This window comes from Brevundimonas sp. KM4, from assembly GCF_000964075.1.
Taxonomy (GTDB): Bacteria; Pseudomonadota; Alphaproteobacteria; order Caulobacterales; family Caulobacteraceae; genus Brevundimonas; species Brevundimonas huaxiensis.
This window is the reverse complement of sequence record NZ_JZRG01000005.1, coordinates 219302-245433: the sequence shown is the minus strand read 5'-3', so window position 1 is coordinate 245433 and position 26132 is coordinate 219302. Positions and strand designations below refer to the sequence as shown.

At 67.3% G+C, this 26132-nt stretch carries 32 protein-coding genes and 1 other RNA gene; 18 read left to right on the top strand and 15 right to left on the bottom strand.

Annotated elements, in window-relative coordinates; all coding sequences use genetic code 11:
* Positions 1 to 3: 3 nt before the first annotated feature.
* Together VH88_RS02750 and VH88_RS02745 are read right to left on the bottom strand one after the other, a co-directional pair.
* Positions 4 to 1881, bottom strand: a complete 1878-nt coding sequence (locus VH88_RS02750; RefSeq protein ID WP_052689463.1) for a tetratricopeptide repeat protein — start codon at positions 1879 to 1881, stop codon at positions 4 to 6.
* Between the two features lie 64 nt (positions 1882 to 1945).
* Positions 1946 to 3601, bottom strand: a complete 1656-nt coding sequence (locus tag VH88_RS02745; RefSeq protein WP_156146732.1) for an electron transfer flavoprotein-ubiquinone oxidoreductase — start codon at positions 3599 to 3601, stop codon at positions 1946 to 1948.
* A 195-nt stretch (positions 3602 to 3796) separates the two neighbouring features.
* On the opposite strand from VH88_RS02745, the gene VH88_RS02740 reads away from it, so the two are divergent.
* Complete coding sequence (locus tag VH88_RS02740) at positions 3797 to 4609, top strand: uracil-DNA glycosylase family protein (protein WP_045809869.1); 813 nt, start codon at positions 3797 to 3799, stop codon at positions 4607 to 4609.
* Between the two features lie 84 nt (positions 4610 to 4693).
* On the top strand, positions 4694 to 6379 hold the full coding sequence (locus VH88_RS02735) for a lytic transglycosylase domain-containing protein (protein ID WP_045809868.1): 1686 nt from the start codon (positions 4694 to 4696) through the stop codon (positions 6377 to 6379).
* A gap of 4 nt (positions 6380 to 6383) precedes the next feature.
* Here the strand turns inward: VH88_RS02735 and VH88_RS16560 are convergent, their stop codons facing one another.
* From VH88_RS16560 to VH88_RS02725, 3 genes are read right to left on the bottom strand one after another with little or no spacing between them, the layout of a single operon-like run.
* Positions 6384 to 6515 (bottom strand): hypothetical protein, encoded by a 132-nt coding sequence (locus VH88_RS16560; RefSeq protein ID WP_255360385.1) that lies wholly within the window; start codon positions 6513 to 6515, stop codon positions 6384 to 6386.
* A 35-nt stretch (positions 6516 to 6550) separates the two neighbouring features.
* Positions 6551 to 7219: a glutathione S-transferase family protein gene (locus VH88_RS02730; RefSeq protein ID WP_045809867.1), complete on the bottom strand. Its 669-nt coding sequence runs from the start codon at positions 7217 to 7219 to the stop codon at positions 6551 to 6553.
* A gap of 22 nt (positions 7220 to 7241) precedes the next feature.
* On the bottom strand, positions 7242 to 7562 hold the full coding sequence (locus tag VH88_RS02725) for a multidrug efflux SMR transporter (protein WP_045809866.1): 321 nt from the start codon (positions 7560 to 7562) through the stop codon (positions 7242 to 7244).
* 162 nt (positions 7563 to 7724) lie between these two features.
* Between VH88_RS02725 and purB the strand changes: the two genes are divergently transcribed.
* The 6 genes from purB (at position 7725) to VH88_RS02695 (ending at position 12182) form a co-directional block, all read left to right on the top strand.
* Positions 7725 to 9026, top strand: a complete 1302-nt coding sequence (gene purB, locus VH88_RS02720) for an adenylosuccinate lyase (protein WP_045809865.1) — start codon at positions 7725 to 7727, stop codon at positions 9024 to 9026.
* The gene (locus VH88_RS02715; RefSeq protein WP_045809864.1) at positions 9023 to 9358 is read left to right on the top strand and encodes a hypothetical protein; all 336 of its coding nucleotides are present in this window, start codon (positions 9023 to 9025) and stop codon (positions 9356 to 9358) included. The genes purB and VH88_RS02715 overlap by 4 nt, the downstream gene beginning before the upstream one ends.
* Positions 9355 to 10083 (top strand): 2OG-Fe(II) oxygenase family protein, encoded by a 729-nt coding sequence (locus VH88_RS02710; RefSeq protein WP_045809863.1) that lies wholly within the window; start codon positions 9355 to 9357, stop codon positions 10081 to 10083. Before VH88_RS02715 ends, VH88_RS02710 begins: the two co-directional genes overlap by 4 nt.
* On the top strand, positions 10080 to 10601 hold the full coding sequence (locus VH88_RS02705; RefSeq protein WP_197070969.1) for a DNA-deoxyinosine glycosylase: 522 nt from the start codon (positions 10080 to 10082) through the stop codon (positions 10599 to 10601). The genes VH88_RS02710 and VH88_RS02705 overlap by 4 nt, the downstream gene beginning before the upstream one ends.
* The gene (gene purU / locus VH88_RS02700) at positions 10601 to 11443 is read left to right on the top strand and encodes a formyltetrahydrofolate deformylase (protein WP_045809862.1); all 843 of its coding nucleotides are present in this window, start codon (positions 10601 to 10603) and stop codon (positions 11441 to 11443) included. The genes VH88_RS02705 and purU overlap by 1 nt, the downstream gene beginning before the upstream one ends.
* Positions 11444 to 11549: 106 nt before the next feature.
* Positions 11550 to 12182, top strand: coding sequence for a fasciclin domain-containing protein (locus VH88_RS02695; RefSeq protein ID WP_045809861.1), 633 nt, complete (start codon positions 11550 to 11552; stop codon positions 12180 to 12182).
* A gap of 184 nt (positions 12183 to 12366) precedes the next feature.
* On the opposite strand, the gene VH88_RS02690 is transcribed toward VH88_RS02695, so the two are convergent.
* Positions 12367 to 12690, bottom strand: coding sequence for a DUF1476 domain-containing protein (locus VH88_RS02690; protein ID WP_045809905.1), 324 nt, complete (start codon positions 12688 to 12690; stop codon positions 12367 to 12369).
* 289 nt (positions 12691 to 12979) lie between these two features.
* Here VH88_RS02690 and purC point away from each other — a divergent pair, with 289 nt between their 5' ends.
* The 5 genes from purC (at position 12980) to purQ (ending at position 16524) form a co-directional block, all read left to right on the top strand.
* Positions 12980 to 13738 carry a phosphoribosylaminoimidazolesuccinocarboxamide synthase gene (gene purC, locus VH88_RS02685; RefSeq protein WP_045809860.1) on the top strand — a complete coding sequence of 253 codons (759 nt, stop codon included), beginning with the start codon at positions 12980 to 12982 and terminating at the stop codon, positions 13736 to 13738.
* On the top strand, positions 13738 to 13989 hold the full coding sequence (purS, locus tag VH88_RS02680) for a phosphoribosylformylglycinamidine synthase subunit PurS (RefSeq protein WP_045809859.1): 252 nt from the start codon (positions 13738 to 13740) through the stop codon (positions 13987 to 13989). The genes purC and purS overlap by 1 nt, the downstream gene beginning before the upstream one ends.
* A gap of 96 nt (positions 13990 to 14085) precedes the next feature.
* Complete coding sequence (locus VH88_RS02675; protein ID WP_045809858.1) at positions 14086 to 14565, top strand: YbhB/YbcL family Raf kinase inhibitor-like protein; 480 nt, start codon at positions 14086 to 14088, stop codon at positions 14563 to 14565.
* Between the two features lie 60 nt (positions 14566 to 14625).
* Positions 14626 to 15828, top strand: coding sequence for an MFS transporter (locus VH88_RS02670; protein WP_045809904.1), 1203 nt, complete (start codon positions 14626 to 14628; stop codon positions 15826 to 15828).
* 33 nt (positions 15829 to 15861) lie between these two features.
* Complete coding sequence (purQ, locus tag VH88_RS02665; protein WP_017504766.1) at positions 15862 to 16524, top strand: phosphoribosylformylglycinamidine synthase subunit PurQ; 663 nt, start codon at positions 15862 to 15864, stop codon at positions 16522 to 16524.
* On the opposite strand, the gene VH88_RS02660 is transcribed toward purQ, so the two are convergent.
* Together VH88_RS02660 and VH88_RS02655 are read right to left on the bottom strand one after the other, a co-directional pair.
* On the bottom strand, positions 16525 to 16749 hold the full coding sequence (locus tag VH88_RS02660) for a hypothetical protein (RefSeq protein ID WP_045809857.1): 225 nt from the start codon (positions 16747 to 16749) through the stop codon (positions 16525 to 16527). It abuts the gene before it with no gap.
* Positions 16750 to 16805: 56 nt separating this feature from the next.
* On the bottom strand, positions 16806 to 17225 hold the full coding sequence (locus VH88_RS02655) for a hypothetical protein (RefSeq protein ID WP_231576561.1): 420 nt from the start codon (positions 17223 to 17225) through the stop codon (positions 16806 to 16808).
* Between the two features lie 75 nt (positions 17226 to 17300).
* Between VH88_RS02655 and VH88_RS02650 the strand changes: the two genes are divergently transcribed.
* Positions 17301 to 18098 carry a hypothetical protein gene (locus tag VH88_RS02650; RefSeq protein WP_045809855.1) on the top strand — a complete coding sequence of 266 codons (798 nt, stop codon included), beginning with the start codon at positions 17301 to 17303 and terminating at the stop codon, positions 18096 to 18098.
* 3 nt (positions 18099 to 18101) lie between these two features.
* On the opposite strand, the gene VH88_RS02645 is transcribed toward VH88_RS02650, so the two are convergent.
* Both VH88_RS02645 and VH88_RS15900 read right to left on the bottom strand, forming a co-directional pair.
* Complete coding sequence (locus VH88_RS02645) at positions 18102 to 18347, bottom strand: hypothetical protein (RefSeq protein WP_045809854.1); 246 nt, start codon at positions 18345 to 18347, stop codon at positions 18102 to 18104.
* On the bottom strand, positions 18344 to 18484 hold the full coding sequence (locus tag VH88_RS15900; protein WP_156146729.1) for a hypothetical protein: 141 nt from the start codon (positions 18482 to 18484) through the stop codon (positions 18344 to 18346). Before VH88_RS15900 ends, VH88_RS02645 begins: the two co-directional genes overlap by 4 nt.
* A gap of 110 nt (positions 18485 to 18594) precedes the next feature.
* Between VH88_RS15900 and purL the strand changes: the two genes are divergently transcribed.
* The 4 genes from purL (at position 18595) to VH88_RS02625 (ending at position 23859) form a co-directional block, all read left to right on the top strand.
* Positions 18595 to 20823, top strand: a complete 2229-nt coding sequence (gene purL / locus VH88_RS02640) for a phosphoribosylformylglycinamidine synthase subunit PurL (RefSeq protein WP_045809853.1) — start codon at positions 18595 to 18597, stop codon at positions 20821 to 20823.
* Positions 20820 to 21260 (top strand): DUF305 domain-containing protein, encoded by a 441-nt coding sequence (locus tag VH88_RS02635; RefSeq protein ID WP_052689462.1) that lies wholly within the window; start codon positions 20820 to 20822, stop codon positions 21258 to 21260. Before purL ends, VH88_RS02635 begins: the two co-directional genes overlap by 4 nt.
* A gap of 48 nt (positions 21261 to 21308) precedes the next feature.
* Entirely contained in the window at positions 21309 to 22694 is a 1386-nt protein-coding gene (locus VH88_RS02630) for a cytochrome P450 (RefSeq protein ID WP_045809852.1), read from the top strand.
* A gap of 73 nt (positions 22695 to 22767) precedes the next feature.
* A complete protein-coding gene (locus VH88_RS02625; protein WP_231576560.1) occupies positions 22768 to 23859 on the top strand; it encodes a glycosyltransferase family 4 protein in 1092 nt (363 codons plus the stop codon).
* Here the strand turns inward: VH88_RS02625 and VH88_RS02620 are convergent.
* From VH88_RS02620 to VH88_RS02605, 5 genes are all read right to left on the bottom strand, one after another.
* The gene (locus VH88_RS02620) at positions 23838 to 24659 is read right to left on the bottom strand and encodes a TIGR00282 family metallophosphoesterase (RefSeq protein WP_045809851.1); all 822 of its coding nucleotides are present in this window, start codon (positions 24657 to 24659) and stop codon (positions 23838 to 23840) included. The two genes, VH88_RS02625 and VH88_RS02620, sit on opposite strands and share 22 nt — an antisense overlap.
* A 10-nt stretch (positions 24660 to 24669) precedes the next feature.
* Complete coding sequence (locus VH88_RS02615; protein ID WP_052689461.1) at positions 24670 to 25218, bottom strand: 5-formyltetrahydrofolate cyclo-ligase; 549 nt, start codon at positions 25216 to 25218, stop codon at positions 24670 to 24672.
* Positions 25219 to 25290: 72 nt separating this feature from the next.
* Positions 25291 to 25451: non-coding RNA, 6S RNA (gene ssrS, locus VH88_RS15535), on the bottom strand.
* A gap of 63 nt (positions 25452 to 25514) precedes the next feature.
* On the bottom strand, positions 25515 to 25838 hold the full coding sequence (locus VH88_RS02610) for a cell division protein ZapA (RefSeq protein WP_045809850.1): 324 nt from the start codon (positions 25836 to 25838) through the stop codon (positions 25515 to 25517).
* On the bottom strand, positions 25838 to 26086 hold the full coding sequence (locus tag VH88_RS02605) for a hypothetical protein (protein ID WP_045809849.1): 249 nt from the start codon (positions 26084 to 26086) through the stop codon (positions 25838 to 25840). The genes VH88_RS02610 and VH88_RS02605 overlap by 1 nt, the downstream gene beginning before the upstream one ends.
* Between the last annotated feature and the right edge of the window lie 46 nt (positions 26087 to 26132).

Below are 26132 nucleotides of genomic sequence, written 5' to 3'. Positions count from 1 at the left end.
AACCTATTGCGCGACGCCCTGATCGCTCGGCGCGCCGTCCAGCCCGTTGGCGATCTTGCGTTCGACCTCGGCCCGACGTTGGGGTTCAGGCTCCAGCACCAGGACGCGGTTCCACAGCCAGACGGCTTCGCGTTGACGGCCGACCTTCCAGTAGGCGTCGCCGAGGTGATCGTTGATTTCGGCGTTGGACGGCTCCTTGTCGACAGCCTCTTCCAGCGTGTTGACGGCGGTCTCGTACTGGCCCTGTTTGAACTGCGCCCAGCCCAGCGAATCCTGGATGTTGCCGTTGTCGGGCTCCAGCGCATGGGCGCGGGCGATCATCTCGGCGCCTTCCTGAACCCGCAGCCCCTTATCGACCCAGAGATAGCCGAGGTAGTTCAGCATATCGGCGTCGTTCGGTGCGGTCTGAAGCGCGGCCCACAGTTCGGCCTCGGCCTCGGGAACACGACCCAGCGCCTCATAGGCGGCGCCGCGCAGGAAGTGGACCCTGGCGCCCTGATCGGCGGTGTTCAGAAGCGGCCCGTCCAGCAGCGCAAGCGCCTCGTCATGCTGTTTCAACTGCATCAGCTGACCCGCCAGGACCAAGGCGATCTGCCGATCGTCGGGGCTGGCGGCCGCAGCGCGGCGTAGCTCGGTGAGCGCCTCCTGCGACTGGCCGTCTTCTTCCAGCGCCACGGCCAACTGGGCGCGCGCGGCGGCATAGAGTTTTGGATCGGCGGTCCCGACCCGCGACAGGGCGTTCCGGGCGGCGGACTTCAGACCAGCGCGCGAGAGCACCTGGGCCAGCTGATATTCCGTGTCGTCATCGTCATGCAGGTTCTGGGCGAGGCGCAGATAGACGGCGGCGAACTCGTTGCCGCGCTCGGCCGAGGCCTGGGCGGCGGCGGTGATCAGGCCTTGGGCGGCGCCTTCGCGGAAGTCGGGCAAGGCAGGCGGGCGGCCGCCGTCCTTCAGCCGCTGCAACGCGTGGGCAACGCCCGGATCGACGGGTTGCACCGTCATGGCGGCTTCATACAGGGCGACGGCGTCGTCGCGGCGTCCGCGCCGTTCCAGAAACTCGCCATAGGGGCGTTTAAACAGGGCGCCGACGCCGGCGACTTCGGAAGCGGCCTTCAGCTCGACCTCGGCCTCGGCATAGTCGCGGCGCTTCTCCAGCAGGGCGGCGCGATTGATGCGGGCGAAGGCCAGAGTCAGGGGATCGCCGGCAGTCGGGACTGGCTGAAGCGCCCGGGTCCAGTCGCCTGCCGCAGCCGCGATCCACGGCGCGACCAGAAGACCGGCGCGGGTGTGCGGGGCGCCGATGGGCTGGCGGGCCAGTTCGGCGTTCGGCGTCCTGGCGTCGCCGCGCACGAAATCCTGCACCAGACGCACCAGCCGTCCGCCCTCTACGAACGCCGGAGACGCGGTCGTATCGGTCGGGGCCAAGGCGGCCGCCACGTCCAGATCGCCGGTCAGCAGGGCGGAGGTGAAGGCCTGTTCGCGCACGCGCGGCTGTTCCGGCGTCAGCCGTTCCGCCTGGGCCAGATAGTCCGAGCCGGTCGCCCCCTCGCCCTGCATCAGGGCCAGCTTGCCCGCCAGATACAGACCATAGGCGCTGCGGCCCTCGGCGTTCGTCGGGATCGGCGCCCAGACGGCCGGGATCGACAACGTCGCGGGCGTATCGGTGATGATGATGCGAGGATCGGGCGCGGCCTCGGTCGGCGCCTGAGCCGGTGCAGTCTGGCCCGGCGCCGTCTGGCCCGGCTCCAGGATCACGGCCGGCGGATGGGTGTCCGGCGTCGGGGCGGGCGGGGTCGTTTCCTGAGCCGAGGCATGGCCGGCAAGCGCCACGGCGAGGACGGTCAGGGAGGCGGCGAACAGGCGAGAACGGAAGGCGATCATGCCCGAACCCTTCACGCTTTTGCGGCGGCGGGCAAGGGCGGAACGCCGCCCCTGCCCCGTTCCGTCACATGTTCGGATAGTTGGGACCGCCGCCGCCTTCGGGCGTGGTCCAGACGATGTTCTGCGACGGATCCTTGATGTCGCAGGTTTTGCAGTGGACGCAGTTCTGGGCGTTGATGACGAAGCGCGGATCGGCCTTGGCCGCCTCGTCGCCATAGACGACCTCGTACACGCCCGCCGGGCAGTACAGCCTCGCCGGCTCGCCGTATTTGGGCAGGTTGACCCGGATCGGGATCGATGGATCCACCAGCTTCAGGTGGGCGGGCTGGTCCTCGGCATGGTTGGTGTTGGAGATGAACACCGACGACAGCTTGTCGAACGACAGCTTGCCGTCCGGCTTGGGATAGGCGATCGCCTTGTGGTCGGCGGCCAAGCCGGTCGAGGCGGCGTCGGTCTTTTCGTGCTTTAGCGTCGGGATCGGCGACAGGCCGCCCAACAGGGTGCGGCACCACATGTCGAACATGCCCAGCGCCCCGCCCAGCGTCGTGCCGAACTTGGACAGCAGGGGCTTGGCGTTGCGGACGACCGACAGCTCCTTATAGACCCAGCTCTTTTCGAAGGCGGCCTGGTATTCGACCAGTTCGTCGCCCGCGCGCCCGGCCTGAACGGCCTCATAGGCGGCGTCGGCGGCCAGCATGCCGGTCTTCATCGCATTATGGCTGCCCTTGATGCGGGGCACGTTCACGAAGCCGGCCGAACAGCCGATCAGCACGCCGCCGGGGAAGCTCAGCTTCGGAATCGACTGCAGGCCGCCCTCGGTGATGGCGCGCGCGCCGTAGGAGATGCGCGTTCCGCCCTCCAGGTGCTGGGCGATCTCAGGATGGTGCTTGAAGCGCTGGAACTCGTCGAACGGCGACAGGAACGGGTTCTTGTAGTTCAGGTGAACCACATAGCCGACAGCCACGTAGCGATCGCCGAAGTGATACAGGAAGCTGCCGCCGCCCGTCTTGTCGTCCAGCGGCCAGCCGGTGGTGTGCTGGGCCAGGCCGGGCTGGTGCTTGTCGGCCGGCACCTGCCACAGCTCTTTCAGGCCGATCCCGTATTTCTGGGGCGACTTACCGTCCTGAAGCTTGTGCCTGGCGATGATGGTTTTGGCCAGGGAGCCGCGCACGCCCTCGGCGATGAAGACGTACTTGCCGTGCAGTTCGATGCCGGGCTGGAAGTCGCCGGTCGGCTTGCCCTCGCGGTCGATGCCGAAGACGCCGGCGACGACGCCCTTTACCTGACCCGTCTGTTCTTCCCAGACGACGTGGCTGGCGGCCATGCCGGGATAGACCTCGACGCCCAGCGCCTCGGCCTGCTCGCCCAGCCAGCGCGTGACGTTGCCCAGCGAGGCGATGTAGCAGCCGTGATTGTGCATGAAGGGCGGCATCAGCGGCATCGGCAGCGACGCCGACCCCTGCGGACCCAGAAGCAGGAACTTGTCCTTCGTGACCGGCGTCTCCAGCGGCGCGCCGCGTTCCTTCCAGTCGGGGAACAGTTCGTTCAGCGCCTTGGGATCGATCACGGCGCCCGACAGGATATGACCGCCGACCTCGGCCGCCTTTTCCAGAACGGCGACGGTGATTTCCTTGCCGTCCTTTTCGGCGCGCTGCTTCAGGCGGATGGCCGCCGACAGGCCGGCCGGGCCGCCGCCGACGATCACGACGTCATACTCCATGATCTCGCGCTCGACGCCGTTCAGCGCCTCGAGCGGCGGCAGATTGTCGATGATGGCGTCCTGACGGGCGTTTTCCGCGCCGCCTTCGATGGCGTCTTCGGCCATGGTTTCCCCTGAATCCCGGTTATCTGTGTGGTTATGCCGCTTATCGGAAGGTGACGCGAGGGCGGTCAAGGCTTATCGGTGGTTCGAGACATGAACGCGCAACCCCATGACATCGCTGCAGCCGAAAGCCTGCTCGCCTTCTGGCGGGATGCGGGGGTCGATGCCTGCTATGGCGATGCGCCCGTCGATCACACCCACATCGCCCCGCCGCCGGCCGTCAAGGCGGTGCAGAGGGCGACGGCCTCGGTCGTCATGTCCCTGGCCGGCGTCAACGCCGATGACGCCCTGGCCGAGGCGCGGCGGCTGGCCGCCGGCGCCGCGACGCTTCAGGATCTGGCGGCCGCGGTCGCGGCGTTCGAGGGCTGTCCGCTGCGCGGCATGGGCGCGACGCAATCGGTGTTCGGACGCGGCAACCCCAACGCCTCGGTCCTGATTATCGGCGAAGGGCCCGGCGGGGACGAGGATCGGGCGGGCCAGCCCTTCGTCGGCAAGGCCGGGCAGCTGCTGGACCGGATGCTGGCGGCGGCCGGCCTGACCGACAAGGTCTTCATCACCAACACCGTCTTCTGGCGCCCGCCCGGCAACCGCACCCCCAGCCCGCAGGAACTGGCGGTGTGCGCGCCCTTCGTCGAGCGCGCCTTCGCCCTGCTGAAGCCCAAGGCCGTGCTGCTGCTGGGCGCAGCCTCAGCCAAGTCTGTGCTCGGCGCCGAGGAAGGCATCATGAAACTCCGCGGCCACTGGAAGGAATGGCGCCTACTGGAAGGGGCGGTGTCGGCGCCCGTCATGCCGACCCTGCATCCCGCCTTTCTGCTGCGTCAGCCACAAGCGAAACGACAGGTGTGGAGCGACCTGCTTTCGCTGGCCGTTCGCCTTGAAACGGACTCGGTTGAAGAACAAGGCTAATCGCGGCATGTTCGCATGCTGACGACCGATCGCCATACACGCGCCTGTACCTTACGCGCGTCGCCAACGAGGGGGCCGCCGCTTATGTTTCTGTTCCGCCGCGCGATCCTCGCGTCGACGATCGTCCTTGCGTTCTGCGCCGCCACGACGGCCGCAACCGCCGAGACGCCCTACGGGTCAACCGCCGAGGCCGGAGCCGGTTCCGGACGTCCCACCGCGCTGAGCTCGGCCGACAGAATCTCCTACACCACCGCCTTCGACGCCCTGCGACGCGGCGACATCGAGACGGCCCGCATGGCGGCTCGGCAGGCGCAGGACCGCGTGCTGCTGGGTCAGGTCGAGTTCGAAAGCCTGTTCCATCCCGATCATGTCGCCACCTACGAAGAGCTGACGGCCTGGCTTGAGACCTATTCGGATCTGCCGTGCGCGGACCGGGTCTACACGCTGGCGCTGCGTCGTCGCCCCGACGGCGCGCCCGAGCCGGTGCGTCCCGGCGGCGTGCTGGGCCGCACCTGGAATAGTCTGGTCAGCGCCGTGTCCGGCGACGGCGGCGTCACCGATCCGGCCAAGGCGGCGCGCGTCGCCTACAACAACGACGACCTGACCGGCGCCTCGGCCCTGGGGCGCCAGATCGGCGACTGGTGGACGGTCGGTTTGGCGGAATGGCGTCTGGGCCAGTTCCACGAATCCTTCACCGCCTTCGAACGCGTCGCCAACGATCCGACCGAGGACGCCTGGGTCCGCGCCGGCGCCGCCTTCTGGACCGCGCGCGCCGCCGCCCAGTCGGGGCGCCAGGATCGCGTCACCGACTATTTGCGCCTGTCGGCCCAGTGGCCGGCCACCTTCTATGGCCAGATCGCCCTGCGTCAGCTCGGAGAAGAGCCGACGATCGAGAACATGGGGCCCCGCCCCTACGAGGCCGAGCCCCGCCTGCGCCGCGCCGCCTATGTGCCCCAGAGCGCCGCCGTCGAACCGACCGCCCTGGAAGCCTTCGTTCAGGCCGACGCCCGCGCCAAACGCACCGTCGCCTTCTATGAAGTCGGGCGCAACGCCGACGCCGAGACGGAACTGCGGTCCGGCCTGCGCACCGCCGTCGGCGATGCGGCCAAGATGTGGACGGCCCTGGCGCGCGCCATCCTGCCGGTCAACAACGGCGACGCCACGCGCATCGACGCGACGCGCTATCCCATCCCGGACCTAGCGCCCGAAGGCGGCTTCGTCATCGAGCGGGCGCTGGTCTACGCCCTGGCGCGCAAGGAAACCGACTTCAATCCCAATGCCCGTTCCAGCGTCGGCGCCTATGGGCTGATGCAGGTCATGCCGACGACGGCGGCCGAGATGACCGGCGATCGCACCTTCGTCTCGGACCCGACCAAGCTGCTGGTTCCGGCGGTCAACATGCGTCTGGGCCAGGCCTACATCAACAAGATGCTGGCCCTGCCGGCCTTCCAGGGCGATCTGCTGCGGGCCGTGGCCTCCTACAACGCCGGTCCCGGGCCGATGCTGGCGGCCGTCAGGAAACTGGGCGCGGACGCCGATCCCCTGCTGCTGATCGAGACGATCGACGTGCCCCAGGCGCGCGACTACGTCGAAAAGGTCATGGCCAGCTACTGGATCTATCAGCGGCTGTTCGGCGGCCCGCTGAAGACCCTGGACGCCGTCGCGTCGGGCGCGCGCGCCGTGCCGATGGCGCTGGATTACGTCGCCCCGCCCCCGCAGGCCGAGCCGGTCCTGATCGCCGAGACGACGCCCATCGCCGGCGCGCGCTGAACTCTCAGAAAACCGCGAACAGCAGGCTGGCCCAAAACGCCGCCCCGACCAGGGCGGCCAGCCCATAGGCCATGACCGGATTGAGGCCGCGCGCAGCGGCTTGGGTCGGAGGGCTGGGCAGGATCGGGCGCGTCATCCCCATCGAGATAACAGCGTCCGCTTAACGCGGCGTCAGCCGGGATGGTTGTCGTGCGTTAAGCCCAGCGCGTCCGCTTCCCACTCAAGAAAATGCGGATGAGCCAGCAAGGTCTCGGCATAGGCCCGGGCCGTGCCGTCGTCTCCGTGCGCTGAGAGGTCCAGCTGGAAATGGCGGATGCGGGCGGCGACCGGCGTGAAGAAGGCGTCCGGCACAGACCAGTCGCCGAACAGATAGGGGCCGCCCGCCCCGAACCGGTCACGCAGGCTCCGCCACAGTTCCACGATGCGGCGCAAATCCTTGGCCAAGCCCGGATGGTCCGGAGCGGGCGCCCGGCTGGGGCCGACCATCCAGTGATCCGGGCCGGTCGAACACGCCGTGCGCAAGGCGGTGAAGCCGCCATGCATCTCGCACGCCGCCGAACGCGCCAGCCAGCGCGCATGGGCGTCTGACGGCCAGAGGCGCGCTTCGGGATAGCGTTCGGCCGCCCAGACAGCGATGGCCATCGAATCCCAGATCACCTCGCCCTCGACCTTCAGCACCGGGACGAGACCGGAGGGCGAATGCTCACGGATGCGCTGATCGGTGTCGGGCTGGTTCAGCGGCACGACGATCTCGTCGAAGTCCGCGTCGCAATGTTTCAGCACCAGCCACGGCCGCAGCGACCACGTCGAATAGGCCTTGTCGCCGATCACCAGTTCCATCACGCGTCTCCTGTCGCCGCCATCAATGGCTCGCCGCCAGCTTCAGCACAACCAGGCCCGATGCGACCAGGGCGACGCCCGCGATCTTGAGCGGTGTCAGCGGCTCGCCCAGAAAGACCGCGCCCACCACAAAGGCGCCGACTGCGCCGATGCCGGTCCAGATGGCGTAGGCCGTGCCCAGCGGCAGGGTCTTCATCGCCAGCGACAGCAGACCGAAAGAGCCGATCATGAAGATGATCATGCCCACGGTCGGCCACGGTCGCGTGAAGCCGGCCGACGCCTTCATCAGAAACGCCCAAACGACTTCGAGCAGGCCGGCGAAAAGAAGGAATACCCAGGCCATGACATTCTCCCTGCATGGCGTCGGGTCGTCCCGGCGTTGGCCCCATGTGGGGGAGGTCGTCCTCCTGAAAGCGCGCTGAATCTGGGACAACGGCCGGCAAAGTCAACCGCGCCGTCCCGCAAACCTTGACTCCGCGCCCCCCACGACCGACACGACCCGCCCATGATCACGCGCTACTCCCGCCCCGTCGCCGCCGCCATCTGGTCCCAGGAAACCAAGTACAAGATCTGGTTCGAGATCGAGGCCCACGCCGCCACGAAGATGGCCGAGCTGGGCGTGATCCCCAAGGAATCGGCCGACGCCATCTGGGCCAAGGGCAAGGATGCGACCTTCGACGCCGACCGCATCGACGAGATCGAGCGCACCACCAAACACGACGTCATCGCCTTCCTGACGCACGTCGCCGAGATCGTCGGCGAGGAAGCGCGCTTCCTGCACCAGGGCATGACTTCGTCGGACGTGCTGGACACCTGTTTCGCGGTCCAGTTGGCGCGCTCGTCGGACCTGCTGATCGAGGGTGTCGACCGGGTTCTGGCCGCGCTGGAGACCCGCGCCAAGGAGCATAAATACACCCCGACCGTGGGCCGTTCGCACGGCATCCACGCCGAGCCCGTCACCTTCGGCCTGAAGCTGGCCGGCTATCACGCCGAGTTCCAGCGCGCCAAACGCCGCCTGATCACCGCCAAGGAAGAAATCGCCACGTGCGCCATCTCGGGCGCCGTCGGCACCTTCGCCAATGTCGACCCGGCCGTCGAACAGTATGTCGCCGACCAGATGGGCCTGACCGTCGAGCCGGTCTCGACCCAAGTCATCCCGCGCGACCGTCACGCCGCCTTCTTCGCCGCCCTGGGCGTCGTCGCCAGTTCGGTCGAACGTCTCGCCGTCGAGATCCGCCACCTGCAACGCACCGAAGTCCTCGAAGCCGAGGAGTTCTTCGACAAGGGTCAGAAGGGCTCGTCGGCCATGCCGCACAAGCGCAACCCGATCCTGACCGAGAACCTGACCGGCCTGGCCCGTCTGGTCCGTTCGGCCGTGACGCCCGCGATGGAGAACGTCGCCCTGTGGCATGAGCGCGACATCAGCCACTCCTCGGTCGAGCGCGGCATCGGCCCGGACGCCACCATCCACCTGGACTTCGCTCTGCACCGGCTGGCCAATGTGGTCGAGCGGCTGAACGTCTACCCAGAGAACATGCAGAAGAACATCGACCGCCTGGGCGGTCTGGTGCACTCGCAGCGGGTGATGCTGGCCCTTACCCAGGCCGGCGTGTCGCGCGAAGACGCCTATGCCGCCGTGCAGGAAAACGCCATGAAGGTCTGGCGCGGCGAGGGCGCCTTCCTGGATTTCCTGAAGGCCGACGCCCGCGTCACCCTCCCCGCCGACCAGCTCGAGGCCCTGTTCGACCTCGGCTACCACACCAAGAACGTGGACGTGGTGTTCAAGCGGGTGTTCAATGAGGCATGATCGCCGCGCTGCTCGCTCTGTTCATTCAGGCCAACACGCCTGAGATCAGCTACATCGGCTGGTCGGTCTATGCACCTACCGCTCTGCTGTCTGATGACGCCCGGGCTGAAGTCTGCCTGCGGCGTCACAAGGGTTCGCGCTCGATCAAGACAGACATGCGATGCGTGGTGAGTGGGGGCAGGCAGTTGGGCGGCTGCGACTTGACTGACGACCGTCATATGAGCGTGCGCGATCTGGAAACTCTGCGCTGTATCGCCCAAACACAATCGGCTCCATCCGCATCTTCAGTCGGCAGGACGATGGTCGTGACAATCACGGTCAACGCGCGTTGAACAAGACAATCCGGCTCAATCCCCGGCTCGATCCCCGCGACTATGCGGCGACCTACGCGCGCGATGGGATGGTGCAGGTGCCCGATCTGCTGGATGAGGCGAGCGCCGAATGGCTGGAGCTTGCGCTCGAACACGACACGGCTTGGCATCTTTCCTTGAAGACGCCGGAGGGCGGCAAGCTGCTGTCGCCGCAAGACATGCAGGCCATGGGCCGCGATGCCATCGGCGCCCAGATGCAGCAGGCCTTGGCAGAGGGTCGCGACGGCTTCTCTTTCATCTATCTGGCTTATCCGATCATCACGACCTTGCTGACCGGCAAGGACGAAGGCCATGCGACGCACGCTCTGGTGCAGTTTTTCAACGACACGCCCTTCACCACATTCGCCAAAGCCGTGACCGGCGAAGCGAGCGTGACCAAGATCGACGCGCAAGCCACCTGGTTCCGGCCAGGCGACTTCCTGACCCAGCACGACGACACAGGCGTCGGCGAGCGGCGGGCAGCCTATACGCTGGGTCTGTCGCGCGATTGGCGGCCGGACTGGGGCGGCCAGTTGCTGTTTCACGACGCAAACGGCGATATCGAGCGCGGCTTCAAGCCGGGTTTCAACGTCTGGACGGTGTTCAAGACGCCCCGCCAGCACTCCGTCGCGCCGGTCGCCGCCTACGCAGGCAGCAAGCGCCGCTCGATCACCGGCTGGCTGCGCGACGACCCGCCGGTCAAGTGACGGGCCATACGGGCGATCGCCGGCTGGGGTTCGCACCCATCGTCGATGCGGAAACCCGATTGTTGATCCTGGGCAGCCTGCCCGGCGACGCCTCGCTGAAGGCGGCCCAGTACTACGCCCATCCGCGCAACGCCTTCTGGCCGCTGATCGGCGGCGTGTTGGGCGAAGACCTTGCGGTCCTGCCCTACGAGCAGCGTCTCGACCGATTGAAGGCGCGCGGCGTCGGTCTATGGGACGTGATTGCTTCGGCGGAGCGGTCGGGCAGCCTAGATGCGGCGATCCGCTCACCGGAGGCGGCCGATTTGCGCGGACTGATCGGTGGCTTGCCGGCGCTAAGGGCGGTCGCTTTCAATGGAAAGCTGGCAGCCAAGCTGGGGCGACGCATTATTGGCGACACGGGCGATATCATTCTGGTCGACCTGCCGTCCTCCAGCCCGGCCCACGCCATATCCTTGTCGGCAAAGGCCGAAACCTGGGCCATACTGAGGAAGTTTTTCCCGGATAAGCCCGCCGCCTGATGTTCCTGACCCTGTCCTGCCCCGACCGCCACGGCATCGTCGCGGCCGTCTCCGCCTTCCTGTTGCAGCGGGACGCCAATATCTCCGACGCTCAGCAGTTCGGCGACGCCTCCAGCGCCACCTTCTTCATGCGCGTCGTTTTCGAACCGGCGGACGGCGACGCCGAGACTGCGATCCGCAGCGCTTTCGCGCCGTTAGCAGAGCGTTTCGCCATGGACTGGACTCTTCGAGGACCGTCTCTGCGCAAGGTGATGATCCTGACGTCCCGATTCGATCACTGTCTGGCGGACCTGCTTTACCGCTGGCGCATCGACGAACTGCCGATGCAGGTGACGGCGGTCGTATCGAACCACCCGCGCCAAATGATCGGCCATGTGGATCTGGGCGACCTGCCCTTCCATCACCTGCCGGTCAGCGCCGCCGACAAGCCGGCGCAGGAAGCCGAACTGCTGCGCCTGATCGAGGAGACGGGGACCGAGTTGGTTGTCCTCGCCCGCTATATGCAAATTCTGTCAGACGATCTCAGCCGCAAGCTGGAGGGGCGCTGCATCAACATTCACCACTCGTTCTTGCCGGGATTCAAGGGCGCCCGCCCGTACCATCAGGCCCATGCGCGCGGCGTGAAGGTGATCGGCGCCACCGCCCACTATGTCACGCCCGACCTGGACGAGGGGCCCATCATCGAACAGGACGTGGAACGGATCAGCCATCGGGATACGCCCGAAGATTTGATCCGCAAAGGCAGAGATATCGAGCGTCGCGTCTTGGCGCGGGCGGTCAGGCGTCATTTGGAAGACCGCGTTTTGCTGCACGGCACAAAGACGGTTGTGTTCGAAGACTAAATGGTCAAGCTGCGATAACTTGTCGCGCGACACGCATCCATTGTTCGGTCTGACGCGTAACGTTCCTGTTACCGCCTTGAGAGCGGCCCAAAGGGAACGAAACACAATGACAAATCTTCGCAATCTGATGCTCGTCGCCGTGTCCGGCGGCGCGTTGATGGCGCTGGGCGCCTGCAACAACAACGAACCAGCCGCCACGACCCCGGCCGAGTCGACCGCCATGGCTCCGGCTGAGGGCGCCGCAATGGCTCCAGCGACCGATCCGATGGTGGGCGGCGCAGCCATGAGCTCCAACGAGACCATCGTCGCCAACGCCTCCAAGGCCTCGAACCTCAGCACCCTGGTGTCCGCCGTTCAAGCCGCCGGCCTGGTCGAGACGCTGCAGGGTCCCGGTCCGTTCACGGTCTTCGCCCCTGACAACGCCGCCTTCGCGAAAATCCCCGAGGCGACCCGCACCAGCCTGATGCAGCCGGCGATGAAGGCGGATCTGACCAAGATTCTGACCTATCACGTCGTGCCCGGTCGCCTGACGGCCGCCGATATCGCTGCGCAGGCCCAGGCGAACGGCGGAACCGCCACGCTGAAGACGGTTCAGGGTGAGGAACTGAAGGTTTCGGCCGGCCCGAACAACACCTGGGTCATCACAGACGCCAAGGGCGGCAAGTCCACGATCACCCAGGCCGACGTGGGCCAATCGAACGGCGTCGTCCACGTCGTAGACACGGTTCTGATGCCGTAAAAAATATTTGGTTTCGGGCGGCGACGCCTGAAACCAAATCTTGTCCCCTGTGTTCTTCAGGGGCGCGAGACGCACAGTACGCCGGGTGAGACATCCCCCCAACGTCCCCGGCAAGAAGAAAGGGCCGCACTTTCCCCCGGGTGCGGCCCTTTCGAATTCTCAGATCAGTCCAAGACCGAGGCGATTACTCGCCGGCGCGAATCTGCTCGCGGGCGATCGAGGCCAGTTCATCGATCTTGGAGCGAATCTCGCCCTCCGACACCGAAAGGCCCGAGGCCTTGAAGTCGCCGGCGACCTTGCGGAACACGTCCTCGTCTCCCGGCTGCTCGAAATCGGCGCGGACCACGGCGGCGGCGTACTGGTCCCCGCTTTCGCTGGACAGGCCCATCTTTTCCGCAGCCCAAAGGCCCAGCATCCGGTTGCGCCGGGCGATGGCCTTGAACTCCTGCTCCTGATCGAGGGCGAACTTGGCCTCGAAGGCCTTTTCCCGATCGTCGAAGGTCGTCATTTCGCTCAGCAAAGCTCCGTCCACCCCGCTAACGTCGGGGCAAGCGCCGTCTATAGACCGCCCGCCCGTGAACGCAACCTGACTTGCGTCGCATGGACATCCTGTCCCCAATGATTGCGGCGCCGGCCATGCTCATTTGTGTCGCGGGCCGCCTTCGGCTAAGGAGACCCCGAACGAGATTGACTGCCCGAACGATTCCGAAACGCGCCGCCAGGACCGGGTCTTCCCCCTCCACATATGGCCGCGCGATTTTTGTTTCTGGAGGGCGCCCGTAAGCCGGGACCGGACCATGAACAGCAAGCGCAAGAAGATCTACGAAGGCAAGGCCAAGATCCTGTACGAAGGACCCGAGCCCGGCACCCTGATCCAGTATTTCAAGGACGACGCTACCGCCTTCAACGCGCAGAAGAAGGCCGTTCTCGAAGGCAAGGGCGTGGTGAACAACCAGATCAGCGAGTTCATCATGTCGCGCCTGAACGGCATCGGCGTGACCAACCACTTCATCAAGCGTCTGAACCTGCGCGAGCAGCTGATCCGCGAAGTCGAGATCATTCCGCTGGAAGTCGTGTGCCGCAACATCGTCGCCGGCTCGATGAGCCAGCGCCTGGGCATCGAGGAAGGCACGCCTCTGCCCCGCTCGATCATCGAATTCTACTACAAGAAGGATGAGCTCAACGACCCGATGGTCACCGAAGAGCACATCACCGCCTTCAACTGGGCCTCGACCCAGGAGCTGGACGACATGCTGGCGATGACGGTGCGGGTGAACGACTATCTGTCGGGCCTGTTCAGCGCCGTCGGCATCACCCTGGTGGACTTCAAGATCGAGTTCGGCCGGGTGTGGGAAAACGACTTCAGCCGCGTGCTGCTGGCCGACGAGATCAGCCCCGACAGCTGCCGCCTGTGGGACGCCTCCACCGGCGAAAAGCTGGACAAGGACCGCTTCCGCCGCGACCTGGGCGATGTCATCGAGAGCTATACCGAAGTCGCGCGTCGCCTGGGCATCATGAAGGGCATGCCGACGGTGATTCAGGGAGGACTGCACTGATGGCCCCAACCGCTTCAAGCAAGGTAAAGGTTCACGTCTTCCTCAAGCCTGGCGTCCTGGACGTTCAGGGCAAGGCCGTCGAGGGCGCGCTGCAGGGTCTGGGCTGGTCGGGCGTCTCCAACGCCCGCGTCGGCAAGCTGATCGAATTCGACCTCACGGGCGCCGAAGACCCGCAAGGCGAAGCCAAGAAGATGTGCGAGCAACTGCTCGCCAATACGGTGATCGAAAGCTACCGCATCGAGGCGGCGTAAAATCTGCTGTCTCCTCTCCCATGTTGCGGGAAGGAGACGGTTGCATCCTTCGGCATCGACGCCAGTTTAGCAGACGGTTTGATTGACGGAGCGCCCATGACCTTCACCCTTACCTCCACCGATATCCAGGACGGCGGCGTGCTGCCGGACGCCCAGGTTCACGCCAAGGGCAACACTTCGCCGCAGCTCTCGTGGTCCGGCGCGCCGGAAGGGACCAAGAGCTACGCGATCACTTGCTATGATCCCGATGCGCCGACCGGCTCGGGCTTCTGGCATTGGACGGTGGCCAATATTCCCGCGGATGTGACCGAGCTGCCGGCCGGCGCCGGCTCGCCGGGCGGGCATTTGCCCCATAGCGCCATCCAGGGCCGCACCGACTATGGTCAGCCCGGTTTCGGCGGCGCCGCCCCGCCGCCCGGCCATGGCCCGCACCGCTACATCTTCACCGTCTTCGCCGTGGATGTCGAAAGCCTGGACGTCACGGCCGACAACTCCGGCGCCGTGTTCGGCTTCAATCTGCATTTCCACACCTTGGCCAAGGCGTCGATTACGGCGACCTACGAAAACAAAGCGTGATCGATGCCGGGCGGCGTCGCCCTTGTGGCGTCATGAACGCTGATTAGTTTGCAGCGCAACATGACCGACGCTGCCCTCGACACCGCCCTTCCCGTCCGCTCGCGCGGGGCGGTCGCCCTCGTGCTGATCGCCCTCGCCATGGGCGGATTCGCGATAGGCGTGACCGAGTTCGCCGCCATGAGCGTCCTGCCGGACTTCGCCGCGGGGCTCGGTGTCGATGCGCCGACCGCCGGCCATGTCATCAGCGCCTATGCCGCCGGCGTCGTGGTCGGCGCGCCGATCCTGGCGGTTCTGGGCGCACGGTATCCGCGCTGGTTGCTTTTGATCGCCTTCATGGTCCTGTTCGCCATTGGCAATGTGGCCAGCGCCCTGGCCCCGACCTATCACTGGATGCTGGTCTTCCGCTTCCTCAGCGGCTTGCCGCACGGGGCCTATTTCGGCGTGGCGGCCCTGGTCGCGGCCTCCATCGTGCCGCTGCATTTCCGCACCCGCGCGGTCTCGACCATCCTGATGGGGCTGACGGTCGGCACCGTGCTGGGCGTGCCCGTCGTCAACATCATCAGCCATGCCCACGGCTGGCGCTGGACCTTCGCCATCGTCGGCATGCTGGCGGTTCTGACCATGGCGCTGGTGGCCCTGTTCGCACCGCGCGATCCGGCCCACCCCGACGCCAGTCCCTGGCGCGAGCTGGGCGCCCTGAAGCGCAGCCAGGTCTGGCTGACGCTGGGCGTCGGCGCCATCGGCTTTGGCGGCATGTTCGCGGTCTACGCCTATCTGGCCTCGACGCTTGAAGCGGTGACGGGCGCCAGCCCCGGCGTGCTGCCTTGGGTCTTCGCCGTGTTCGGCGTCGGCATGTTCCTGGGCAATATCCTGGGGGCCTGGGCGGCGGATCATCTGGGGTTCAAGGCGGCCGGCGGCCTGTTGCTGTGGAGCGCGGCGGCGCTGGCCCTGTATCCCCTGGCGGCGCCTCACCTGTGGGCCGTGATGGTCGTGGTCTTCCTGATCGGCGGCGGGGGCGGCCTGGGTTCGATCCTGCAGACGCGACTGATGGACGTCGCCGGCGACGCCCAGACCCTGGCGGCGGCGCTGAATCACTCAGCGTTCAACACGGCCAACGCCATCGGCCCGCTGCTCGGCGGGATGGCGATCGCGGCCGGCTATGGCTGGGCCTCGACCGGCTGGGTCGGCATGGGCTTGTCGCTGGGCGGCTTCGTCATCTTCATGATCGCCTGGCTCACCGGTCGGGCGCGCGCGATGGCCTGACAAGGAGAAAGAACCCTGCTAAAGGCCCGCGCCATGAGCGCAGCCGTCATCGTCTTCCCCGGTTCGAACTGTGATCGCGACTGCAAGGTCGCCGTCGAACGCTCCACCGGCGAGCCGGTCTCGATGGTGTGGCACGCCGAGACCGAACTGCCCCAAGGCCTGGACCTGATCGTCATCCCCGGCGGCTTCTCCTACGGCGACTATCTGCGTTGCGGCGCCATGGCGGCCCAGTCGCCGGTGATGCAGGCGGTCAAGAAGGCCGCGGACGACGGCGTCGCCGTGGTCGGCATCTGCAACGGCTTCCAGATCCTGTGTGAAGCCGGAATGCTGCCCGGCGCCCTGCTGCGCAACAAGGGACTGAAATACGTCTGCAAGCCCATCGCCCTGACCGTCGCCAACGGCCAGACCCGCTTCACCGCGGGCTATCAGGGCCAGCGCGAAGTGACGATGACCCAGGGCAACGGCGACGGAAACTTCTTCGCCGACGCCGAAACCCTGGCCCGGATCGAGGGCGAGGGTCAGGTGGTCTTCCGCTACGTCGACAACCCCAACGGCTCGGTCAACGATATCGCCGGCATCCAGAACGCGCGCGGCAACGTCCTGGGCATGATGCCTCACCCGGATCGCGCCTTCGAAGCTGAACTCGGCTCCGCCGACGGCGCGACCCTGTTCCAGAGCATCTACGCCGCCGCCTGATCAGTCGGCGTCGTCGACGCCCTGAACGGCCAGGCTTTCGTCCAGTTCGTCAGCGTCAGTCGATACGCCGTCTTCAGAACCTTCGTCCTCGTCCGGCGTGATCACGCCGCCCGGCTCGCGCTGGGCGGCCAGTTCGCGGGCGCCGACGCCGAGGCCCTGTTCGATGGCGCGGTTGGCGGCGACTTCGTCTTCGAGCGAGGGCTGGGTGTTTTCGGTATCGGCCATGATGAGCTCCTGCGTGTGGATTGCCCCTGACAACCACGCGGTGGGGCCGATTGTTCCTAACGGCCGAAAAACGGCTCCAGACTGGCGCGCGACAGCGGGCGGAAGATCAGGAACTGACCGTCCACCGTCACCGTGACCTCATGCGCCTGAGGGCGCTGCAGCAGGGCCGGATCGTCCAGCGACACGGCGCGACCTGAGGCGATATCGCGCGCATCCAGCGCCGGCGTCGTCGGCCGCCGGTTCTCGTTGGCGAGCGCCGACAGGAAACCCCGCACCTCATTGGCCTGCTGCTGGGGCGTCAGGGCCGCGCGAACGCGTGACCAGGCAGTCTGGATTGAGGTCGGCAGAGGCGCTCCGCTCGTCTGGGCGGACGCCTGGCCCGCGACCACGACGATCGCGATCAACAGAGCCGGCAGGGAGGCTTTCAGCTTCATACCGGGCAGGATGAAGCCGCCGGCGGCCAATGCAAGCTTCACTTTTCTGCCGCTCGCGGTGAACCTTCTGGCGTGGCGAGGCGTAAAGGCGGGAACACGCGTCGCACTGGAAATCGAATGTCCTCCATAATCCGTCCCACGCCCCGCCAACGCACCCGTCGTCTGGTCGTCCTGGCCGCCGCGCTCTTCGCCATCATCGTGCCCCTGGTTCAGAACCTGGCGGGCCTGGGCCTGAACCAGGCCGAGTTCGCCGCCGACGGCAACAGCACCCTGCGCGTTGCGGGCTACGCCTTCTCGATCTGGGGCCTGATCTATATCGGCATTCTGGCCTATGCGATCCGTCAGGCCCTGCCGCAGACGGGTGAAAGTCCGCTGCTGGGCCGAATGGGCCTGCCCTCCGCTGTCGCCTTCTTCGGCATCGGGTTCTGGATCATCGTCGCAGCCCTGAACCTTAAGGCCGCCAGCGTGGGCGTGATCTTCGCCTCGCTGATCGCGCTGCTGCTGCCGATGCTGGCCGTATCCGGTCATATCCGCGCGCTGCGGATGTTCGATCGCGAGCGCATCCTGCTGGTCTGGCCTCTGGCGGCCCTGGCGGGCTGGCTGACGGTGGCTGCGCCGTTGAACCTGATCACGACGGCGACCGCGTTCAACGCCCTGCCCGCCGCCCTGTCGCCCGATCTGTGGGCCATCGTCGCCATTGTCGCCGTCACGGTCGTCGCCCTGGCGGTGACGGCGGTGCTGCGCACCCTCGCCTATCCGCTGCCGACCGCCTGGGGTCTTCTGGGCGCCTTCGTCGCCGAACAGGCGGACAAGCCGACCGTCGCCTTCACGGCTCTGGCCGGCGCGATCGTGCTGCTGATCGGCGGTCTGCTGCTGACCTTCCGCCTGCGACCCGGCGTCGAACGCGCTCGCTGAGCCTCAGGGTTTGTCGGTGACCGCGTCGTCCTGAGGCGCGTGGTCATCGGCGCCCACGTCGAAGGCGCCGGTTTCATCGAAGCCGACGCTGCCGACCCCGACGGCCGAGCCGGTCAGGCGCTGACGACGGCTGGCAAGCGCGGCTTCAGGCGCTGCGGTGTCCATCTCTGCGGTGGTTTCAGGATCGTTCGAACGGTCCATCTGCTGGCCCGAGGCCGGGACGATGCGGTCGGTGTGGGGCTTGCTCACGCCTCGTCCTCCTCGGCGTCATCGGCCTGTTTCTGAGCCCGTTCGGCCAAGGCGGAGGCGCCGGCGTCGTCGGCGGCGATCTCTGGCAGGTCTTCGTCTTCGGGGGTGGCGGCGGGGTCGATGGGCGTGTCGGTCATGGCGGCTCCTTTAGCTGTCGCCGGGATCAACCACCTGCGATGGACGATGTTCCCCGATGTTGCGCCGCGCGGGCTGACATTCCGCCCATCTGCGGCTAGAAGCGCCGCCCATGAGCGCTCCGCAAAAGACCCCCCAGAAGTCGATGGCTGAACTGGCCGCCGAATACGGCCTGGCCCCTAATGAATATCAGGTCGTCCTCGATCGACTGGGGCGCGAGCCGAACCATGTCGAACTGGGCGTCTTCTCGGTCATGTGGTCCGAGCACTGCTCCTACAAGTCGTCCAAAATCCACCTAGGCAAGTTCCCCACGACCGGCGAGCGCGTCATCTGCGGGCCGGGTGAGAACGCCGGGGTGATCGACATCGACGACGGCGACGCCTGCATCTTCAAGATGGAGAGCCACAACCACCCCTCCTACATCGAACCCTATCAGGGCGCGGCGACGGGCGTGGGCGGCATCATGCGCGACGTCTTCACCATGGGCGCGCGCCCGGTGGCCCTGCTGAACGCCCTGCGTTTCGGCGATCCCGGCCATGAGAAGACCAAACGTCTGGTCAAGGGCGTGGTCTCCGGCATCGGCGGCTATGGCAACTGCGTCGGCGTGCCGACGGTCGCGGGCGAGACCAACTTCCACAAGGGCTACAACGGCAACATCCTGGTCAACGCCATGTGCGTCGGCCTGGCCCGCGCCGACGAGATCTATTACTCGGCCGCGCCGGAAGCGGGCCATGACGTGGTCTATTTCGGCTCCAAGACCGGCCGCGACGGCATCCACGGCGCCACCATGTCCTCGACCGAGTTCGACGACGAGTCGGAGGCCAAACGCCCCACGGTTCAGGTCGGCGACCCCTTCGCCGAAAAGCTGCTGATCGAGGCCACGCTGGAGCTGATGGCCTCGGGCGCCGTCGCCGCCATTCAGGACATGGGGGCGGCGGGCCTGACCTCCTCCTCCGTCGAAATGGCGGGCAAGGGCGGCGTCGGCATCGAACTGAACCTGGACAAGGTGCCCCAGCGCGAAACCGGCATGACGGCCTATGAGATGATGCTGTCGGAAAGCCAGGAGCGGATGCTGGCGGTGCTGAAGCCCGGCTATGAGGACGTCGGCTATCGCATCTTCCAGAAATGGGGCCTGGACTTCGCCATCATCGGCAAGACCACCGACACGGGCCATCTGGTGCTGAAGCATCACGGCGAAACCGTCTGCGACGTGCCGCTGGCGCCGCTTTTCGACGACGCGCCCCTGTACGACCGCCCCTGGGTCCAGCCGGAGCTGCATCCGAAACTGAACCACTCGGACATCGCTGCGCCCGAAAACTGGGCCGATGCGGTGATGAAGGTCGTCGCCTGCCCCGACATGGCCTCCAAACGCTGGATCTGGGAACAGTACGACCGCCACGTCATGGCCGACACCCTGCAGGACTCCTCCACCGGCGCCGACGCCGGCGTGGTGCGCGTCCACGGCACGGACAAGGGTCTGGCCGTCACCTCGGACTGCACCCCCCGCTATGTCCAGAACGATCCCTATGAGGGCGGCAAACAGGCGGTGGCCGAGGCCTGGCGCAACCTGACCGCCGTGGGTTCGCGCCCGATCGCCATCACCGACAACCTGAACTTCGGCAATCCGCAGCGCCCCGAGATCATGGGCCAGATCGTGCGCGCCATCGACGGCATGGCCGAGGCCTGCCGCGAACTGGTGTTCCCGGTCGTGAGCGGAAACGTGTCGCTCTATAACGAGACCAACGGCGTCGCCATTCCGCCGACCCCGACCGTGGGCGCCGTGGGCCTGCTGCCCAACTACGATGTGGTGACCGGCTTCTCGACCATGGCCGAGGGCGATGCGCTGGTCCTGATCGGCCAGACTCACGGTGAACTGGGCGCCTCCATCTATCTGCGCGAGGTTCTGGGCCGCGAGGACGGTGCCCCGCCGCCCGTCGATCTGAAGCTGGAAAAGAAGACCGGCGATTTCGTGCGCGACCTGATTGAAGCCGGCGAATTGACCGTGGTTCACGACCTGTCCGACGGCGGTCTGATCGGCGCCGCCGCCGATCTGGTGCTGGCCTCCGACGTCGGCGTGACGCTTGACGCCTCCAGCGCAACCCACGCCCACATCTTCCTGTTCGCCGAGGACCAGGCCCGTTACCTGGTCGCCGTGCCGGACGCCGACGCCATCATCGCCAAGGCGCGCGAGGCGGGTCTGCATGCTTCGGTCGTCGGCCATGCGGGCGGCGCCGCCTTCGCCTCCAAGGGCGACAAGGGCGAACTGTTCAGCATCCCCGTCACCCACCTGCGCGAATGGCACGAAGGCTGGATGCCGGGTTGGCTGGGCGACGCCGCATGATCCGCGTCCTGGCGCCGCTCGCGCTGCTGGGCTTGCTGAGCGCCTGCGACGGCGGCGGCGATCCGGTGGAGCAGGCGCTGCGCGATGCCTCGGCCGCCCATCAGGCCGCAGCGGCGCGTACGACCGAACAAATGCAGGCCGCTGGCCATGCCGGTCACGACGTGGGCGGCCCCACGCCCGGCGTCACCCCTGGAGATCGGGCCTTCGCCGCCTCCGAGGCCGAGATGCACCGCAAGATGGCCGCCGCCTCGGGTCAGACGATCGACCAGGCCTATGTCGCCAAGATGATCGCCCACCACGAAGGCGCCGTCGCCATGGCCAAGGTCGCCCTGCGCGACAGCCGCGACCCGGAAATCCGCCGCATGGCCCAGAGCGTCGTCGACAGCCAGACGCGCGAGATCGCCGAGATGAAGGCCTGGGCGCCGACCGCGCAATAGTGCGCTAAAGGTCTTTCGAAGGCTGCACACAGCGCCTAACTGTTGCGCATGGCCGACGGAACGACACCCTTCCGCCCTGCGATACCGCCCCGGCGCGCGGGCAAGCCGCTGTCGCTGCTGCCCTTCCTGTGGATCAGCTGGCGCGATCCGATCCAGATGTGGTCCGAGCGGCATTTCACCGAGCCGCAACTGCATGGATCTTCGGCCTTCGGCGAAATCCTGGTGGTCAGCCACCCCGAGGGCGTGCGGCACGTCCTGACCGAGAACGCCGCCAACTATGTGAAGGGCGATCTGCAACGGCGTGTGCTGGGGCCGATGCTGGCGGAAGGCCTCCTGCTGACCGAGGGCGAGGTCTGGCGTCGCGCCCGGCGTATCCTCGCGCCCCTGTTCACCCCCGCCAAGATGGCGACCCTGAACGCAAGGATGGCCGAGGTCTGTCACGCGCGTGTGGCCGCCTGGTCGCTGTCGGCGCGCGGGCGGGTGCTGGATATCGACAGCGAAATGTCGGGCCTGACCTTCGACATTCTGTCGGCGACCATGTTCTCGGACGAGCTGGGCGGCGAGGCGCGCGGGTTCGAGCGGGCGCTGAACCAGTTTCTGGCCAACGGCGCGCGCATCGATCCGCTGGACGTGCTGGGGGCGCCGGACTGGGCCCCGCGCCTGGGCCGCCTGGCCAGCTTCCGCTCGGCCCGCTTCTTCGAGCAGCGCGTGACGAAGCTGGTCGAGGCCCGCCGCGCCAAGATCGAGAGCGGCGACGCGCCGCCAGACGACCTGCTCAGCGCGCTTCTGCTGGCCCGCGACGAACACGGCGGTCCGGGCCTGAGCGACGAAGAGGTCGCGGCCAACATCCTGACCTTCATCCTGGCGGGACACGAGACCACGGCCCGCGCCCTGGGCTGGACCCTGCATCTGCTGTCGCGCCAGCCGGAGTATCTGGCCCGGCTCCAGACCGAGGCCGACGCCTTCGACGTCTCCGATCCGAAATGGGCCGAGGCCCTGCCTTGGACCCGCGCCGTGCTGGAGGAAACGATGCGCCTGTTTCCGCCCGCCCCGACCATGGCCCGCAAGGCCTTGGCCGACGACGAGATCGGCGGACAGACGATCAAGGCCGGCGCCACCGTCATCATCTCACCGTGGATCCTCCAGCGTCACCAGCTGCTGTGGGACGACCCAGACGCCTTCAAGCCCGAGCGCTTCCTGCCCGAGAACCGCAAGGCCATCGACCGCTACGCCTACATCCCCTTCAGCGCCGGACCCCGTGTCTGCATCGGCGCCGCCTTCGCCCTGCAGGAGGCCATGATCGCGCTTGCCGCCATCCTTCGCGTCGCCGATGTCGAGGCCCTGACCACGGTCGAACCCCGTCCGGTCCACCAGATCACCCTGCGCAGCCGCGATCCCATGCGACTGCGGCTGAGGGCGCGCCGAAAGGGCTGACCGAGCGGCTCCGTCGCCGTTCCGCCACGAACCGACTATAGGTCGCGCCGTCCTTTCCACCGGATGCCGACCGTTGCGCACCGCCATCCTGCTCCCTCCCGGCTGCCTGTTTTCCGAAGCCCAGCCGAACTCGATGGAGACGGTGGTGCGGACGATGGCGGGCGTCGATCGGGGTGGCGAGACGCGCATCTTCTGTTGTCAGGGCGCGGACGACGGAGTTTCAACGAGCGTGGACGCCCTGCCGGCGGGACGCATCCGCATGCCGACCCTGATCGAGCGGCTGCGCGCCTTTCGGCCTGATGTGATCGAACATCATCAGCAGGTGAAGCAGGCGCTGGCCGTGCGGCAGGCCCTGCCCGAGACGCCACACCTGCTCTATCGCCACAACGCCTTGCGCCCGCCGCGCCACCCCATCGACCGATGGCGTTATCGGGCGCGTTACGAGCGGCTGGACGGCCTGGTCTTCGTCAGCGTGGCGGAGCGGGACGCCTTCGTGCGCACCTTCCCTGATCTGCACGACCGGGCGTTCGCGGTGCCCAACCCCATCGACGCCGGCGCCTGGCTGGCCTCGCCCGATGATCGACAGCCGGTCATCGCCTTCGCCGGGCGCGCCATGCCGGAGAAGGGCGTCGATGTGCTGTGCGCCGCCCTGCCCCGCGTTTTGGACGCCCACCCCGACTGGCGCGCCGTGCTGATGCTGAACGACTGGAACGACCACGCGCGCTGGGCGGCCCGGCACGTCGCGCCGTTGGCGAGGTATGGAGACCGGGTGGAGGTGCTGAAGTCCGCGCCCTTGGGCGAGGTGCGGCGACGGATGCAGACGGCCGCCATCGCCCTGACGCCCTCGGTCTGGGACGAGCCGTTCGGACTGACGGCGATCGAGGCCCATGCGGCCGGCGCAGCCCTGATCTCGTCCGGGCGCGGCGGCCTGCGCGAAGCCAGCGGGGCGCACGCCCTCTATGTCGATGCGGTGACCCCGAAAACATTGGCGGCGGCGATGGACCGGCTGATCTCGTCACCTGAGGAACGATTGGCGCTGGCGCGATCCGCACAGGCCTATGTGCTGACAACCCATACGCCCGAGCGTCGTGCGGCCGAGCTGAAGGCCGTGCGCCAGACCGCGATCGACCGTCGCCGGGCGCGTCAGACGACTGGGATCGCCTGAGACAACCGCCCGCCGACGCGGATCGGCTCGACCCGCACGGCCAGCCCAGTCCGGTCGTCCGTCTCGACGAAGACCCCGCATACCGTCGCCGGGCCGGACGCGGGCATGTAGCGGCCGCCGGAAATCCGGGTGGTGAAGCGGCGCAGCGGCTCTTCCTTCTCGTTGCCGATCACGCTGTCGTAGTCGCAGCAGCCGCCGGCGTCGGTCTGATAGGCCGTGCCGCCGGGCAGGATTTGGCAGTCGGCGGTGGGCACATGGGTGTGTGTGCCGACCACCAGTGACGCGCGCCCGTCGCAGAAATGGCCCATCGCCATCTTCTCGGACGTGACCTCGGCATGCATGTCCACGATCACGGCGTCCGCCACCGCGCCGAGCGGCGCCGCGGCCAGCTCGCGCTCCACCGCCCCGAACGGGTCGTCCATCGGGTCCATGTGCACCCGGCCCAGCACGTTCATGACCAGGACCGTTCGGCCCGAATGGGTCTCGAACAGATTGGCCCCGGCGCCCGGCGCATCCATGAGACGCGGATAGTTGGCCGGCCGGATCAGGCGCGGCTCACGCACAATATAGGTCAGGGCCTCGCGCTGGTCCCAGCTGTGGTTGCCCAGCGTCAGGCAGTCGGCGCCGGCCATGAACAGCTCGCGCGCCGTGTTCTCGGTGATGCCGAAGCCGCCCGCGGCGTTCTCCGCATTCACGACCACGAAGTCGAGTTTCAGGTCCCGCTTCAGGCCCGGAAGATGATCGCTGATGCCGTCACGGCCGGATTTGCCGATGACGTCGCCGAAAAATGCCAGTCTCATGCGAAAAGTCTCATTCGAAAGCCGTATAGCCGGTCTCGGTCAGAACGCCATGCAGTCGAATGTCGTGCGGCTCCAGCGCTAGCCGCTCGACCCTTTGGCCGGCGTAGGCGAAACCGATGCGGATGGCGTCGGGTCGCGCGGCGAAGGTCCGGTCATAATAGCCGCCGCCCTGCCCCAGGCGCCCGCCCTGATAGTCAAAGGCCAGCAGCGGCGTCAGGATCAGGTCCGGCAGGACGACCTCCGCCAGCGGCAGCGGCGCGGGGCATCCGGCGGCGTCCATCTCCAGCGGTTCGCCGGGCGACCAGGCGCGGAACGCCATCGGCGCGTCGCGCTGGACCACGACCGGCAGGCACAGCCGGCGGCCCGCCGCCTCCAGCGCGGCGGCCAGGGCGTCGGTGTCCAGCTCCGACCCCATGGCGCGATAGAGCGCGACGATCCGAACGGCGGGAAGCGCTTCGGCATGGTCCGCCGCCCGGCGGGCGGCCAGCGGATCGACCTGGGCTAGACGCTTGCGCAAGGCGCGGGCGGCCGATCGAAGTTCATGTTTGTCCTGGATCATCGAACCGCCCCTACGCGTGCTCATGCAGGGAGCCGCCGCGCGGCGAGCGATAGCACACCACAGAGAGAGGGTGGCGGCGCCGCGCGAACCGTGAAGAACGTTTAAATCCTCTCGACCTGGGTAGCCAGGTGGGCTCCGTATGCCCAAGCCCTCGAGCCCGGACAGGGACAGATCCCGTAGAGTGAATTAAGGTCAGAAGGATATGTTGTCTTCGACGTGAGCCGCAGCATGACCCGCCGTCGATCAAGATAGGCCTTCACCGGCCCCGACGCCAGCATCCGCAGCGGAATAATCGCCTAGAGGTTCTGGGCGATCTTTTCGATTCGCGCGGCGACCGCGTTCAGCGCCTCGGCGACCCCGTCCGTCGAAGCCGCCGCCGGCGCTGTCGCTGACGAAGGCCCCGCCCTGCCGGCGTTCAGCCGCGCCTCGTGCAGTTCGTCGGCCAGGATCAGCGCGGACATCAGAAACAGCCGCAGATCGCCGACATGGCCCACGTCGCCTGCGACCTGACGCACCTGATTGTCGAACTGTTTGGCCAGGATGCGGACCCGCTCTTCCTGCCCGTCGGCGCAGCCCACCGCATAGGGGCGACCGTTGACCTCGACCGTCACCGTCGCCATCAGCCGGCCTCGCTTTCGGCCAGGACTTCGCGCACGGCCTGGGCGGCGCGGCCCAGCGCCTCGGACGCCTCGCGCCCGGCGGCCTCCAGTTCGGCCACGCGCTGATCTGTGGCGCGCGGGGCGAACAGATCGTCGTCCGCGATCGCGGGCGCCGAGGCGGGCCGCGCCTTCAGCTCCAGAATCTTGCGTTCCAGTTCGGCCAGGGCGCGGTCGATACGCGCCCGTGCGGCCGTGGTGGCGTCTGCCATCGGTCGCTCCTTTAGATTCCGTATAGAAGCCGAGGACGCGCCGGGG

Bases quoted from the DNA above. Each gene is read 5' to 3' on its own strand.
- VH88_RS02750 (WP_052689463.1), bottom strand. From the start codon at position 1,881: ATGATCGCCTTCCGTTCTCGCCTGTTCGCCGCCTCCCTGACCGTCCTC.
- VH88_RS02745 (WP_156146732.1), bottom strand. From the start codon at position 3,601: ATGGAGTATGACGTCGTGATCGTCGGCGGCGGCCCGGCCGGCCTGTCG.
- VH88_RS02740 (WP_045809869.1), top strand. From the start codon at position 3,797: ATGAACGCGCAACCCCATGACATCGCTGCAGCCGAAAGCCTGCTCGCC.
- VH88_RS02735 (WP_045809868.1), top strand. From the start codon at position 4,694: ATGTTTCTGTTCCGCCGCGCGATCCTCGCGTCGACGATCGTCCTTGCG.
- VH88_RS16560 (WP_255360385.1), bottom strand. From the start codon at position 6,515: ATGACGCGCCCGATCCTGCCCAGCCCTCCGACCCAAGCCGCTGCGCGC.
- VH88_RS02730 (WP_045809867.1), bottom strand. From the start codon at position 7,219: ATGGAACTGGTGATCGGCGACAAGGCCTATTCGACGTGGTCGCTGCGG.
- VH88_RS02725 (WP_045809866.1), bottom strand. From the start codon at position 7,562: ATGGCCTGGGTATTCCTTCTTTTCGCCGGCCTGCTCGAAGTCGTTTGG.
- purB (WP_045809865.1), top strand. From the start codon at position 7,725: ATGATCACGCGCTACTCCCGCCCCGTCGCCGCCGCCATCTGGTCCCAG.
- VH88_RS02715 (WP_045809864.1), top strand. From the start codon at position 9,023: ATGATCGCCGCGCTGCTCGCTCTGTTCATTCAGGCCAACACGCCTGAG.
- purU (WP_045809862.1), top strand. From the start codon at position 10,601: ATGTTCCTGACCCTGTCCTGCCCCGACCGCCACGGCATCGTCGCGGCC.
- VH88_RS02695 (WP_045809861.1), top strand. From the start codon at position 11,550: ATGACAAATCTTCGCAATCTGATGCTCGTCGCCGTGTCCGGCGGCGCG.
- VH88_RS02690 (WP_045809905.1), bottom strand. From the start codon at position 12,690: ATGACGACCTTCGACGATCGGGAAAAGGCCTTCGAGGCCAAGTTCGCC.
- purC (WP_045809860.1), top strand. From the start codon at position 12,980: ATGAACAGCAAGCGCAAGAAGATCTACGAAGGCAAGGCCAAGATCCTG.
- purS (WP_045809859.1), top strand. From the start codon at position 13,738: ATGGCCCCAACCGCTTCAAGCAAGGTAAAGGTTCACGTCTTCCTCAAG.
- VH88_RS02675 (WP_045809858.1), top strand. From the start codon at position 14,086: ATGACCTTCACCCTTACCTCCACCGATATCCAGGACGGCGGCGTGCTG.
- VH88_RS02670 (WP_045809904.1), top strand. From the start codon at position 14,626: ATGACCGACGCTGCCCTCGACACCGCCCTTCCCGTCCGCTCGCGCGGG.
- purQ (WP_017504766.1), top strand. From the start codon at position 15,862: ATGAGCGCAGCCGTCATCGTCTTCCCCGGTTCGAACTGTGATCGCGAC.
- VH88_RS02660 (WP_045809857.1), bottom strand. From the start codon at position 16,749: ATGGCCGATACCGAAAACACCCAGCCCTCGCTCGAAGACGAAGTCGCC.
- VH88_RS02650 (WP_045809855.1), top strand. From the start codon at position 17,301: ATGTCCTCCATAATCCGTCCCACGCCCCGCCAACGCACCCGTCGTCTG.
- VH88_RS15900 (WP_156146729.1), bottom strand. From the start codon at position 18,484: ATGACCGACACGCCCATCGACCCCGCCGCCACCCCCGAAGACGAAGAC.
- purL (WP_045809853.1), top strand. From the start codon at position 18,595: ATGAGCGCTCCGCAAAAGACCCCCCAGAAGTCGATGGCTGAACTGGCC.
- VH88_RS02635 (WP_052689462.1), top strand. From the start codon at position 20,820: ATGATCCGCGTCCTGGCGCCGCTCGCGCTGCTGGGCTTGCTGAGCGCC.
- VH88_RS02630 (WP_045809852.1), top strand. From the start codon at position 21,309: ATGGCCGACGGAACGACACCCTTCCGCCCTGCGATACCGCCCCGGCGC.
- VH88_RS02620 (WP_045809851.1), bottom strand. From the start codon at position 24,659: ATGAGACTGGCATTTTTCGGCGACGTCATCGGCAAATCCGGCCGTGAC.
- VH88_RS02615 (WP_052689461.1), bottom strand. From the start codon at position 25,218: ATGATCCAGGACAAACATGAACTTCGATCGGCCGCCCGCGCCTTGCGC.
- VH88_RS02610 (WP_045809850.1), bottom strand. From the start codon at position 25,838: ATGGCGACGGTGACGGTCGAGGTCAACGGTCGCCCCTATGCGGTGGGC.
- VH88_RS02605 (WP_045809849.1), bottom strand. From the start codon at position 26,086: ATGGCAGACGCCACCACGGCCGCACGGGCGCGTATCGACCGCGCCCTG.